Raw genomic sequence first — 13,067 nt, 5'->3', positions numbered from 1 at the left:
AGTATGAAGCTCTTGGCATTTATACAAAATGAAATGATGCAATTGAAAAATGATAACGTTTACATTATTATCTATTGAAGTACATCAGAGACTTAGCAATCTGTCGAACGCTCTCCTGTTCTGCGATTTTCAATGTTGGCGTTAAACTGATTATAATGAAGTATACTATGCGTGCCGATTGTACAAGGCGAGTTGTTTTTACCCTTTTCCGAGGTGAATGTCATGGATATCCGATCGCAGCTTCGAGAAATGCCACATCATACATTGGCTCACTGGCTGCCTATTATCGACTGTAACATTAAATTCTATGGAGCGCACAGCCAACAAGTTCCATACGGTTGGGCGATGCCGGAAGAATGCCATCCGGGCTTTGAAATTATGCTGATTATAAAGGGGACTCAGGAGAGTGTAATTCACGGGTATACCTATACGGTTGAGGAAGGTTCGATTCTGCTGATTCCACCAGGATTCAAACATACAAACCAATGTGTATCATCAGAGGGCATGACATATTTCAGTGCTCATTTCAATGTGGATGATCCCGTATTTACCCTGAAGCTGATGTCACATCACAGCCGAATCTATGAGGCAGGCACCACAGATAACATGCAAATGCGCCCTGTCCTGGAGAACTGGATGAACATGATCAGAACATCAGAGGCATACACTTCCACAGACAAATTTATCATGCAGGCACGCATGTTTGAATTGTTTGCCCTGCTGTCCCAGGCAGCTGACCGTGAACCGCTGCCTACCCGATCTGATGCTTCGCCTAATGCTCCAGCTCCCGCAGCCATGCATTATGCAGGGGCCATCGCAGAAGCCATCAAACAGGCGTTCCATACGCAGCTCCGAATCAAAGAGGGCAATGTATCCACCGTCAAAGTGGAGCAGATCATATCCTCATTTGGTATCAGTCCGGGATATGGGCTGCAGATCTTCCGCAGGGTGTACGGACAATCTCCACGGGCCTATTTATCCAGCCTGAAGCTGCAGGAAGCCAAAGTGCTGATCGAACAGCCGCAGCTCTCTTTGGGGGAAATCGCATGGAAGCTGGGTTACACCCATCTGTCGCACTTCAGTCGGCAATTCAAGCGATGGACTGGCCAGAGTCCAATTCAATATCGTAACGCCGTTCAGGATCTATCCAACGAATCGGGTCCAGTGGACCAGAGTTGGGAGATCAAACCGGACTGAGAAAGGTATGAGATAATGAATGAACTGATGGGCTGGCCGGATTATCGGTTACGAATATGCTCGTACTCTTCCGGGGTATTCATATTACTAAGCTGAATGGCCACATCGTGGACACCAGCGCTTTCCAACTCATCGACGTCGACATATCGGCAACCGATCTCTTCAAGCCATTGGGTTACTTTCAATTTATTATCTATTAAGCGCTGTTCAAGTTGGGGAAGAACACGTCTATGATATGCACCTGCAAGCGGATGAACATGCCCTGCCAGTCGCGGAACGATCGCGTGATGCTCTTGACCTGATTCAACGAGCCACTTCATACCTTTGAAAAAGGATGAATCTAGCAGTGGCATATCACAGGCGCAGATGAGGTTCCAGTCTGTTCCCGAGGCTCCCAGCGCGGCATGCAGCCCTGCGAGCGGCCCTTTTCCGGGGTAATCATCCTGAACGCAGTCGTAGGGCAATGCGTTGTATGCAGCTGTGTTGGTTCCTGCGGAAACGATAATACCATTCACAGCTGGTGCCATCGCTTGGATGACCTGCTCCAGCACGCTGTAACCATTCCATTCCAACAATGCCTTATTAGAACCCATACGGCGGGATAAACCTCCAGCCAATATAATACCTGTCCATTCCATCGTGCTCACGGTAATCCTCCTCGTTCAATAAACTTATTCTATACATTGAATACCCTTTCAACAAATGATACATTGAAGAATATGATTCTGAAAGGAATGGCTCTATTGGATAGATATGCACCCGGAAGAGGCAATCCCTCTTTGGTTTCGCTGAAACTATATAACTTTTTCATTTATGGAGCCATTTCAATCTTCGCCGGTTTTCTTCAGTTGTATTTGCAGGAAATCGGGATGACCAAATTGGAGATTGGCAGTCTGATGGCGATTGGTCCGTTTGTATCCTTGTTTGCTAATCCGTTCTGGGGCTTCTGGAGCGATAAATCACGCAATATTCGCATTATTCTGATGATGATGATGGGTGGCACCTTTGTACTTGCTCAGGCCGTATTCTATGCGCCTACGTATGCCTGGATCTATGCAGCCATGATCTTTTTTTATTTTTTTCAAAGTCCGTTGTTTGCCCAAACCAACAGCCTGATTCTCGGTTATATCGATGGCACGAATCAGAAATTCGGTACGTTTCGGCTCTGGGGGTCGCTGGGTTGGGCTCTGACTGCTGCGGCTGCCGGACCGCTGATTGACCGCTTGGGAGCAGGCAGTGTATCGATTGTATTTGCATTCATGATTGTCATTGCCTTTGTCTTTGCCTTGTTTCTACCTAGACAGCCGATCGCTTCAGATACACCTGTTGTGAGCTTTCGACGTTTCGGCAAGGTGATGTTCAATCCGTACTTTATGATCTTTATCGGGCTTGGGGTACTCGTTTCCGTACCCAACGCCATGAACAGTACATTTATGTCATTATACATCGTGGAAATGGGGGGCGATAAACAGATGGTTGGCTGGGCCATCTTCACATCATCCATCCTTGAAGTGGGTGTATTCTTGCTCCTGGACCGTTTTCTCAAACGCAAAATGGGCATGCTTCTCTCGTCGCTCATCCTGATCAGTCTGCTGTTCGCCATCCGCTGGCAGCTCATGGCCCTGGCGAACAATCCGTTAGAGATTGTGTTCATTCAGCTCATGCACTCCATTACGTTCGGCGGGTATTTCTATGTAGGGACTCAACTGACGATGCTGTTCATTCCAAGGCCTTACCGTTCCTCTGGTCAGGCCGTGTATACGATGGCCTGGGGCGGCCTCTCTGGTGTCATTGCCGGTCTGTTCGGCGGCTGGCTGTTCCAGAGCTTTGGTGCTGAAGTGATGTATAACATCGGGGTATTCTTCTCCCTGATCGGTGCTGTTGGCTTTGCAATCATGTGGTTATCGAACCGCCGCAATGGCTATCAGCCAACAGTGCTGACGGAAATGGGTGAAAGATAATCTTTTGTTGGCAAAGGTTGAACCTTTCAAGATTTACACTGGAGCACAACGAGGACAGAACAATCTTTCGATCGCTGTTATCCCCGGATTTTTTTGGTTTCCCTTTTTCAAAGGGTAAAATCCAGGGATAAAGGCGAACGCTACGCTTCTCCAGCTTTANTTACACTGGAGCACAACGAGGACAGAACAATCTTTCGATCGCTGTTATCCCCGGATTTTTTTGGTTTCCCTTTTTCAAAGGGTAAAATCCAGGGATAAAGGCGAACGCTACGCTTCTCCAGCTTTATTCTGTCCTCTCCGTTATGGTGTAAATAAAGTTCAAACAATCAAACAAAAGATTAAGAATAGTAGTAGTAAAAAGAAAGGCGTCTCCATTGGCTTATTGCCCTGGAGACGCCTTTTACGTTTATTGATTGAAGTTTATTGATTGAAGTTTACAGCTTAGGCGTATAACCCTAACTTGTTTTCTCACCCTAAACCTCTAACTTCACCTATTGTTCTACCTCTATGCTTTACCTTAAGCTTTTGGCAGTTGGAACGAGCTTTTCAGGGATACAACCCGGTTAAATACCGGACGGCCTGGCTCGGAATGTTTCGGATCAACGCTGAAGTAACCGTGACGGAAGAACTGGAATTTATCCTGTGCTTTCGCTTCCTTCATCTCTTGCTCCACAAACCCTTGAACGACTTCAAGAGAGTTTGGATTCAATTGATCCAGGAACGTTTTCTCCGGTTGCTCTTCCACAACCTCCACCTCAGCGCCTGCCACGGCAGCTTCTGGCTCGATATCGGCTTCCGGTGCTTCTGCGGCGATCAGAGGTTCATACAGACGGAATTCAGCAGGCACCGCTTGAGTCGCTTCTACCCAGTGGATTGTACCTTTAACTTTACGGCCTGTGAATCCACTGCCGCTCTTCGTTTCCACATCATAGGTACAATGGATTTCAGTCACATTGCCTTCTGCGTCCTTAATGACATCGTTACATTTGATGAAATACGCATGTTTCAGACGAACTTCGTTGCCAGGGAACAAACGGAAATATTTGTTCGGCGGATTCTCCATGAAATCGTCTTGTTCAATATAAATCTCACGAGAGAACGGAATTTGGCGATTACCCATCTCAGGGTTCTCCACATTGTTCTCTGCTTCGAGCCATTCCACTTGCCCTTCAGGGTAGTTGGTAATGACCACTTTGAGCGGGTGCAGGACAGCCATTGTGCGCGGAGCTTTCAGTTTCAAGTCTTCACGTACAAAGTGCTCCAGCGTTTGCAGGTCTATAACGCCTTGGCTTTTGGAAATGCCTGTTTCGAATACGAAATCACGAATGGCTTCCGGTGTATATCCCCGACGGCGCAGACCCGAAATCGTTGGCATGCGCGGATCATCCCATCCATCCACATGTCCTTCATCCACGAGCAGTTTCAGCTTCCGTTTACTTGTCACCATTTGCGACAGGTTCAGGCGGCCAAACTCATATTGATGTGGTTGGTTCTCCATCTCACATTCGGCAATAACCCAATCATAGAATGGACGTTGGTCCTCAAACTCCAGGGAGCAGAGGGAGTGGGTTACTCCTTCAATTGCATCTTCAAGTGGATGTGCGAATGCGTACATCGGATAGATGCACCATTTGTCACCCGTATTATGATGATGTGCATGAGCAATACGGTAAATGACCGGATCACGCAGATTGATGTTCGGTGAAGCCATATCAATCTTGGCACGCAGCACTTTCTCACCGTTCTGGAACTCGCCTGCACGCATCCGTGTGAACAGGTCCAGATTCTCTTCTACAGTGCGGTCACGATACGGGCTGTTCTTGCCCGGCTCGGTGAGCGTTCCGCGCATTGCACGGATTTCGTCAGCGCTTTGGTCGTCGATATAAGCTTTGCCTTTTTGAATCAGCAAGACCGCGCGGCTGTACATTTCATCAAAATAATCGGAAGCAAAACGTTTCTCGCTCCACTCATAGCCGAGCCATTTCACGTCTTCCTGAATCGATTGAACATACTCTACATCTTCCTTGACCGGATTCGTGTCATCGAAGCGCAGATTTGTTTTGCCGCCAAATTCGCCACCCAGTGCAAAGTTAATCCAGATCGCTTTGGCATGGCCGATATGCAGATAACCGTTCGGTTCCGGAGGAAAACGGGTAATGACTTCCTGGACTTTCCCTGACCGGAGATCTTCGGTAATAATATTTTTGATAAAGTTAGGTGGGGTTGTACGATTGTCCACAGGTATCAAACCTTTCATGAATTGATTGGAGCTTTCAGGAATTGCAGCAATTCCGGCTAAAATTCCTTTATAACGAAGTCATTTCCTGAAAAAATCTATTTTCTTGGAAAGTTTCGTACGCGTTTCATTTAAATATACCTTTAACGAGGGAGGAGTTCAATAAATAACGCCCCAAAATCAGGATCAGTTAAACACAAGATAGGCCCAAAACCATTTTGACGGGTTCGCACGAATCATGTAGCATGATAGAAAAACAGAATTTAAGGGAGGGTTTCCCATTGAACGCGCTAAAACTGTCCAAAGAACAACAGGATGAAGCCATACGTACCATCCAGTCGTATTTCGAAGAGGAACGCGGCGAAGAACTGGGCGATCTGGCAGCTTGGGGTGTGCTGGATCTTTTCATGACCCAGTTGGCTCCCTTCATATATAATCAGGCACTGGGTGACGCCCGTACTACGGTGAATCAACGCATGGCCTCGATGGAAGAAGACCTGTTTGCATTGGAGCGCAAGCTACCGAAGAATTCCCGATAATCATTATTTCAAAGAAAGAAGGTTGCACTCATGTTTACCTATTCATTGGATGAATATACCGAACTCCGCCCACTTGCCATGGAGCACACCAAACCGTTGTTCGAACTCACGGACCGCTCGCGGGATCAGTTGAGGCATTGGTTACCGTGGGTGGACAACGTGACCGAGATTGAGCATACTTCGAATTTTATCAGCAATGCATTGAAACAGGGCGCTGACAACGGCGGGTTCACCGCAGGTGTCTGGCTGAAAGGCGATCTTGCAGGCATCATCGGCTTCCACGAAATCAACTGGACCAACCGCTCGGTAAGCATCGGATACTGGCTTGGCAAAGGTTTTGAAGGTCAAGGCTTGATGACCAGCGCATGCCGTGTTCTGGTCGACTACGCTCTCGTCACCCTGGATCTGAACCGTGTCGAGATTCGTTCAGCAACCAACAACAAGCGGAGCCGGGCCATCCCTGAACGGCTTGGATTCGTCCTTGAAGGCGTTATTCGCCAGGCTGAGAAACTGCCTAAGGGCTATGTTAACCATGCGGTGTATGGCATGCTGCAGCATGAATGGGAACTTTTACGCTAAATTAGACTTACATAATTTGAATGGTTGGAGGACTAGCTTCCATTACGAATGACGGCCCTCCACAATGCATACATCAACCCTTAAAGCCCCTCCTACTCCACAACATGTGGAGAATAAGGAGGGGCTTATCTTATTTTGCGCATTTATGCATCCATATAAATTCGAATCTCTAGATCCGACTTCTTCTTAGAGCGCACGTACCATGCCACCATCCACCACAAGGGATGTACCTGTAATGTACGTATTCGCTCCTGATAAGAGGAAGACAACCGCTTTGGCAAACTCCTCGGGTTGACCATAACGTCCCAGAGGAATTTCCTTACGAAATTGTTCGGCAACCTCTTCCTCACTTATTCCGTTCTGCTCTGCACGCGCAGCATCCAGTTCATGTATCCGATCCGTTCCAATTCTACCCGGCGCAACCGTATTGATCAGAATGCCATATGGCGCAAGTTCCTGTGACAAGGTCTTGGCCAATCCGAACACACCCGTACGGAACGTATTGGACAGAATCAGACCGGGAATCGGCTGCTTCACAGAGGTGGAGGCAATGTTCACGATATGTCCGCCATTCTCCTTCATGTAAGGAAGCGCACCGCGAATCAGTCTGACGTAGCTAAGTACATTTAATTCAAATGCACGTTCCCAATCTTCATCCGTCAATGACTCGAATGTTCCTGAAGGCGGGCCACCTGAATTGTTCACCAAAATATCAATCTGCCCAAACTGTTCGCCTGTCTTGCGAATCAGGGCATCAATATCTTCCTTGCTTGTCACATCGGTTGCACAATATTCGATACGTCCGCCGCCACCCAGCGCCAACAGCTCCTGCTTCACCGCTGCAAGCTTCTCTTCGCTCCGGCTGGCGAGCATGACATCAGCGCCTTCTGCCGCCAATTGAGCGGCTACAGCTTTGCCCAGTCCTCGACTGGATGCAAGCACCAGCGCCTTTTTACCCCGAAGTCCCATGTCCATTGTTGTTCCTCCTTCTACTCTGTTCTATCCGTTGGGCTGGATGAAATAACTCATAAGAATATCGTCCACATATTTGCCTGCAATATAAAATTCCGACACCAGTCTGCCTTCCGTCACAAATCCGCACTGTGTATAAAAAGCAATCGCCCCTGGATTGCTTGATAACACCCGCAACCTAAGTTTGATGATGCCTTGTTCAAAGGCATGCTGCTTCATGGCATCCATCAGGGCTGTAGCAATACCACAGCGTCGATCATGGGGATGAACAGCGATGTTAATCTCGTATACATGGCGGTTAACAGGCATTCCTGTCGGCAGATAAAAGCCTACATAACCACATACCCGCTCTCCCTGAACGGCAATCAGCTGACTGCCTGGCGGACAATGCTGCAAATATTGTTGTCTGGATCGCCACTGAAACGGGGCCGGAGAGGTATGCTTATCCCATACCAATGCATCCAGTTCCATCAATTGGGCGGCATCCTTGATCTCGGATGGTCGAATGGTATACGTATGGCTGATAAGCATAAAAATTCAACCTTTCGTGCAATAGTCGATAACACTGCGCACAGCAGCGTTAGAAAAAATGTCTTATACCTTATTCATTTCAACATTTTGCAATTGAATACGATGCAAAATGCTCCTTTGCTTTATATTGTAGCATAGCCTCAGACTTGACTAAAATTTCACCCAGTGGAAAGAAATGAACACTTAACCTTGCCGTAACGTCATCGTTTATACTGAATTGATAAGGAGGTGCGCGTGATGAACATCAAAGAAGCCGCGGACAGACTCGGCATATCGGCAAGAGCCATTCGCTTTTACGAGGAAAAAGGACTGATCTCCCCCGTCAAACAGACAAGTAACGGATACCGTACATACACCGAGAATGACATCTGGCGGCTGCAAACCATTGCAGCTCTGCGCGAAATTGGGATGTCACTTCAGGATATCACCCAAGCGCTCGGAGAGATTGACCAGGGTAATCAGCAGCGGCTGGAAGAATATCTGGAGCTGCAGCAGGCGGTCATGTATGCCCAGTGGGTCGAGCTAAAGCGCATGCTGGATACAACCCAGCGCATGATTGATCTCAACCGCCAGGACGGGCCACTGGATGTCAGCCATCTGCATGATCTTGCAGACAGTTCGCGCCGCCTCAGAGAAGCTCGGCAGAACTGGCATGACCGCTGGAATTACGATATGCAAGCAGCCATCCACGATCAGCGCGTACAGGCGGCGAATGACCGTCTGCCGAGACAAACTGACTCAAACATCAGCATTGATTCGGGACCTGAAGCCATGCAAGCAACGGTTGAGTCGGATCGAAAAGACGGACCAGATCATAACGGCGATGAAGTTCGCAGCCAGAAGAATAGCCGGACAGCACACAGGCCAAACAGCGATACAACGTATCCAGCAGATGCCGGGTCAAGATCGAAAGATTTGAGAGTAGGTGCAGGACCGTTCAATATATATGACAACTATGATGAGGCGCTGGAGCAGACAGCAAGCTGGATATCTCCTGTTGCTGGCGAAAAAGGACTTGATATCGGTACAGGCACGGGAAATTTGGCTGGCAGACTGTTAGAGCGCGGCGCAGCGATGACTGCCATCGATCAATCCCGGGAGATGCTGCGTACATGCCGCACCAAATATCCCGAGATGCATGTGAAGCTTGGCAACTTTCTGGCGTTGCCTTTCGCTGACCAGTCCTTCGATTTTGTCGTATCCAGCTTCGCCTTCCATCATCTGAGCCCAGACCAGCAGCAGTTGGCGTTACAGGAAATGCAGCGGGTGTTAACTGCACGTGGACGGATCTGCCTGACAGACCTCATGTTTGTTGATGCAGCTCACCGCAAGACGTATATCCAACAGGCTGAGGCAGCAGGTCATGAGGACCAGTTACAAACAATAAAGGAACGTCATTTCCCGCTGCTGGACGGCCTGTGCGGCTCGCTGGAGGACGCAGGCTATGTGACGAAACATATACGCCATAATGCGCTTCTGCACACGTTGCTGGCCGTTCCATTGCGTTAGAATGATCATCGTATCGTAACGAGTTCCCCCTGATCTGCCAATAAACCTTCTCAAATAAAAAAAGGTCACCCTGCCTGTTAAGGAGGATGACCTTCCACTCTAGTGAAACATCGAGCTTGTATTGAATTTACATATAAATTTCAACAATCGTGCGCTCCGAAGCATTACGCGCTTGTTTGAACTCATCCAGCGCGATACGAGCTCCACCTTGACGGTAACGGTTCGCCGTTTGCTCGGTGCGGATGTCCTTGCCATTTACCGTTACACGGTTAACCGAACCTTCGTTCAGATGGTAGATAAATGTTACTGGCTCTCCTGCATATTCGAATTCGAATTGCATGCCATTCAGCTCAGCCGGCAGTACCGGGTCAATAACCAAATCTCCGCCTTCCTGACGAATGCCAAGTGCGTTGGAGATCAGTTGGTTCATGTAGATTCCAGGGCCGCTGGAGTAGATTCTCCATCCACCTTTCACCTGTACTGTTCCTTTGCGTAGTTGGTCAAAGTGCTCCTGCGCCTCGTAGCGCGTGTTGAACTTGCCGTCGGAACTGCTGAAATACGCGTTCGCCTGACGAATCTCGGCATTAGGTACAACTTCGCCGATGCCAACCGGGTTGATCATGGCAAGACCATTCCACACCTGATCCGTCTTACCGAGCTTCGCCATCGCTTCAACGTAACGGATATGAGCGTGTACATACTGCAAACCGATCTCGCGACCGAAGTTGGACGCTTGCTCTGCCCGTTTGAAGTGAGTGCTCACACCACCTGCATATTGAGCTGGACGATTCATCAGACGTACCCCGTCCGGGCACAGGAACTGTTCACGAATCAGCGCATAATGCGATTCTGCCTGTCCTGCATTCAGCAATTCACCGATCATGCTGCGCGTCATCGGCAGAAGACGATATTGAATGCCTGTCTCCGTATCTGTTGGGTGAAGCATCAGCTTCGCCTGATCCGCTTCTTCCATGTATACGAAACCTGGGATCACATCTGTACCCAACATGTAACGATTAAAGTCTTCACGGATGCCTTGAGCCAGAACATCCAGTTCTTGTGCAAATCCAGCATCTTTATGCTGCAGCGCCTGTGCGAGCACATTTACGGACTGATAAGTCAAAGCAACGGTCCAGCTGCTCACCATATATTGTTTGAGCTGTGCATTGGCTGGCTGGAGCGTATCATCCCAGTCCCCATCACCGTAAGAAGACAGGAATGTGTCGTGCAGGAAGTGTGAGCGGATATATTCGATCTCTTTTTTCGCGTGATCCAATACAGTCGCTGTTTCTTCCGTGAACCCGAAGCTATGCTTAACGGTATACGGTACTTTCTCATCCAGAATCGCATAGTCACGAGTCGCTGTCAGGTAGTCCGCCAGCACTTTCAGCGGCCATACGATGATATCACCGTGGCTCTCTTCCTGCTGAATTGCAAAGTATTTATCAAACATGAACCATTGCGGCCAGTTGCCATCATCTTCATATTGGTGGGTATATACCATTTTGATGATATCGCGAACCTGCTCATATTTTTGCGTTGCCATGAAGTATTCAACCGGACCTTGGCATACATCCCGAGTACCCCATGCTGCGCCGCCGTACTGCTCCAATCCGTGAGGTACGGAGTAGTGAACCAACATGTTGTGTGTGTACCACCAAGCCAGTGCGTTCACTTTGAACAGATCCTCTGCACTTTGGCCTTCCCCACGAGACAAACGGAAACCGTTCATTACGCCTGCGAAGAATTCGCGGTACGCCTGAACTTCCTCTTCAAAAGTAAGGTTGGATCCTACTGCTACAGAACCGGCTGCTTCATTAGCTTGACCTTCCAATACGCCTTGTACCTTCAGCGTCCATTCTGCACTCTCTTCCAGACTAAGTGTAACCAGCGATGCAGATCCACTGCGGATGCCACTCGCCAGCAACGTTTCGTCCCCAACATTTACGGCTGCTCCATCCACCGACATGCGGTATTGCAGGTCAGGATACGTTCCAGCACTAATCGCTTGCGGATCAGCCTTGAAGATCAGCGTGTTGCCATCTTGCGTCATATGCAGCGGATACTCGTATTCATTTACATTCATCGTAATTTGGTTGGTTACCAGGTAACGATATGCTTTGCCACTTGTCGAGCGTACGTTCATGCTCACTTCAGTGGTGTGTGCTCCAGTGTAGTTGGTCACGATAATGGTATCCGATTCGGTTTTGTAGATCCAACGTACATAGTTGAAGCCAATCTCGAACAGGGAAGGCATCGTCAGCAGACGATATTGTCCATCCATTTCCACATAAATGCGTTGTCCAGCCGTCTTCGGCACGTTCAATGCGTTGCGGGCATTACTGATCATTTTATTAAAATTGGTGTTACCAATAACGAGTTGTGAGTTGAAAATACCGTACATATACGATGTCGTCGTAATAACCTGCGCACCAAGCTGTACATTGCCACCACTCATCAGGATATGGCCGTGCGGACGCTCTACGAGCAATTCTTTCGCTTTCAGGACGATGTGTTCATAACTGCCCGTGAAGAAGGATAACAGCGAATCACCGCTACGCTCTTCCTGATGGCGATCAGGGAACAGATCATTAATCTCATCTTGTGTCAAATCAAGCGCAGCAAGTGGTTCACCCAAGAAGGATGACAGTTTCACCTGTTCCAACGTCTCGCCTTGCTCCACAGTCAATGCTTGTACTTCGTTCCATGCTGCAGTCACTTCATCCCCGAATTCCAGTGCGGAGATTCCGGACGGATGATCTGCTTTGGCCAGCCCGTAGAAGACCACTTGGGCTTCACCGTCCAAGCTTACGCGCTCCGATTGCAATGCTGTGTAAGCAAATTCATACTGGTACGTCTCATTTGCCAATGTATTATGGCTCAGGCTTTCAGGCTGGTTTGTTTCCTTGTAGGACAGACCGAAGAATTGGAATCCATCTGTCGAGTAACCAACTGCCTTAGTCAGAGAACCTTGTTGCATGTAAGGGAAAGCACCGCCCTGAGGCTGGTTTTGACGCGAACATACCACATATCCCTTCGCTTCATCTTCGAACACCGTATGGTCAATATATTGTGACAGATAGGCTTCATTGCTACGTACTGCACCTGGATCAGCAAGACCTACATCTTGTCCATATACCACGTCAACGTTATGTTGTTGTCCTGTGAGCTTCACATCCCAGAACCAGACGCCTTGCGTTGTGGCTGTAAACACAACCTGATAGCCAATGCCTTGTTCTTTGCCTTCAAGCTGTACTGTACCTTCCCAGATCAGTTGATTGCCGGATTGCGCTTTGCTTGTAATCACTTTGCTGTTCGAATGCACACCCAGCAGTGGGAACGAGCTGATTTTCTCTCCCTCGTGTACACGCAGATACAGGTTATTCAAAGATCCATCAATCTGGTTGCTAAGCAATTGATTCAACATGGTCGTACCAGATTTAGCTTGGTACAGGTCCCCACTGTTCAAAAAGGTAAAGGATAAATCCCCGGCAGTCAGCCGGATTGGTTCATTAATCATCGTTGTCATACTATTCACTCCTT

The 13,067-nt window shown here is 48.4% G+C and carries 10 protein-coding genes; 5 read left to right on the top strand and 5 right to left on the bottom strand.

Annotated features, from left to right (window positions below; translation table 11 throughout):
* Positions 1 to 222 precede the first annotated feature (222 nt).
* Positions 223 to 1,197 (top strand): AraC family transcriptional regulator, encoded by a 975-nt coding sequence (locus CS562_RS17160; RefSeq protein WP_099857446.1) that lies wholly within the window; start codon positions 223 to 225, stop codon positions 1,195 to 1,197.
* Between the two features lie 41 nt (positions 1,198 to 1,238).
* Here CS562_RS17160 and mobA read toward each other — a convergent pair whose 3' ends face one another.
* Positions 1,239 to 1,835 carry a molybdenum cofactor guanylyltransferase gene (gene mobA, locus CS562_RS17155; RefSeq protein WP_257219533.1) on the bottom strand — a complete coding sequence of 199 codons (597 nt, stop codon included), beginning with the start codon at positions 1,833 to 1,835 and terminating at the stop codon, positions 1,239 to 1,241.
* Positions 1,836 to 1,931: 96 nt separating this feature from the next.
* Between mobA and CS562_RS17150 the strand changes: the two genes are divergently transcribed.
* Positions 1,932 to 3,158 (top strand): MFS transporter, encoded by a 1,227-nt coding sequence (locus CS562_RS17150; protein WP_099857691.1) that lies wholly within the window; start codon positions 1,932 to 1,934, stop codon positions 3,156 to 3,158.
* Positions 3,159 to 3,675: 517 nt separating this feature from the next.
* Here the strand turns inward: CS562_RS17150 and CS562_RS17145 are convergent.
* Positions 3,676 to 5,415: a glutamine--tRNA ligase/YqeY domain fusion protein gene (locus CS562_RS17145; protein ID WP_076287543.1), complete on the bottom strand. Its 1,740-nt coding sequence runs from the start codon at positions 5,413 to 5,415 to the stop codon at positions 3,676 to 3,678.
* A gap of 260 nt (positions 5,416 to 5,675) precedes the next feature.
* On the opposite strand from CS562_RS17145, the gene CS562_RS17140 reads away from it, so the two are divergent.
* On the top strand, positions 5,676 to 5,933 hold the full coding sequence (locus CS562_RS17140; protein WP_090808970.1) for a DUF2164 domain-containing protein: 258 nt from the start codon (positions 5,676 to 5,678) through the stop codon (positions 5,931 to 5,933).
* 30 nt (positions 5,934 to 5,963) lie between these two features.
* Positions 5,964 to 6,512 (top strand): GNAT family N-acetyltransferase, encoded by a 549-nt coding sequence (locus CS562_RS17135; protein WP_076287542.1) that lies wholly within the window; start codon positions 5,964 to 5,966, stop codon positions 6,510 to 6,512.
* A gap of 186 nt (positions 6,513 to 6,698) precedes the next feature.
* Here the strand turns inward: CS562_RS17135 and CS562_RS17130 are convergent, their stop codons facing one another.
* Both CS562_RS17130 and CS562_RS17125 read right to left on the bottom strand, forming a co-directional pair.
* On the bottom strand, positions 6,699 to 7,487 hold the full coding sequence (locus CS562_RS17130; RefSeq protein ID WP_099857441.1) for an SDR family oxidoreductase: 789 nt from the start codon (positions 7,485 to 7,487) through the stop codon (positions 6,699 to 6,701).
* A 24-nt stretch (positions 7,488 to 7,511) separates the two neighbouring features.
* Positions 7,512 to 8,015, bottom strand: coding sequence for a GNAT family N-acetyltransferase (locus tag CS562_RS17125; RefSeq protein WP_099857439.1), 504 nt, complete (start codon positions 8,013 to 8,015; stop codon positions 7,512 to 7,514).
* Between the two features lie 237 nt (positions 8,016 to 8,252).
* On the opposite strand from CS562_RS17125, the gene CS562_RS17120 reads away from it, so the two are divergent.
* Entirely contained in the window at positions 8,253 to 9,524 is a 1,272-nt protein-coding gene (locus CS562_RS17120) for a methyltransferase domain-containing protein (RefSeq protein ID WP_099857437.1), read from the top strand.
* Between the two features lie 127 nt (positions 9,525 to 9,651).
* On the opposite strand, the gene CS562_RS17115 is transcribed toward CS562_RS17120, so the two are convergent.
* Positions 9,652 to 13,053 (bottom strand): GH36-type glycosyl hydrolase domain-containing protein, encoded by a 3,402-nt coding sequence (locus CS562_RS17115; RefSeq protein WP_099857435.1) that lies wholly within the window; start codon positions 13,051 to 13,053, stop codon positions 9,652 to 9,654.
* Positions 13,054 to 13,067 lie beyond the last annotated feature (14 nt).

This window comes from Paenibacillus sp. LK1, assembly GCF_002750415.1.
Classification (GTDB): Bacteria; Bacillota; Bacilli; order Paenibacillales; family Paenibacillaceae; genus Paenibacillus; species Paenibacillus taichungensis.
This window is presented reverse-complemented; position numbering and strand designations above follow the sequence as displayed.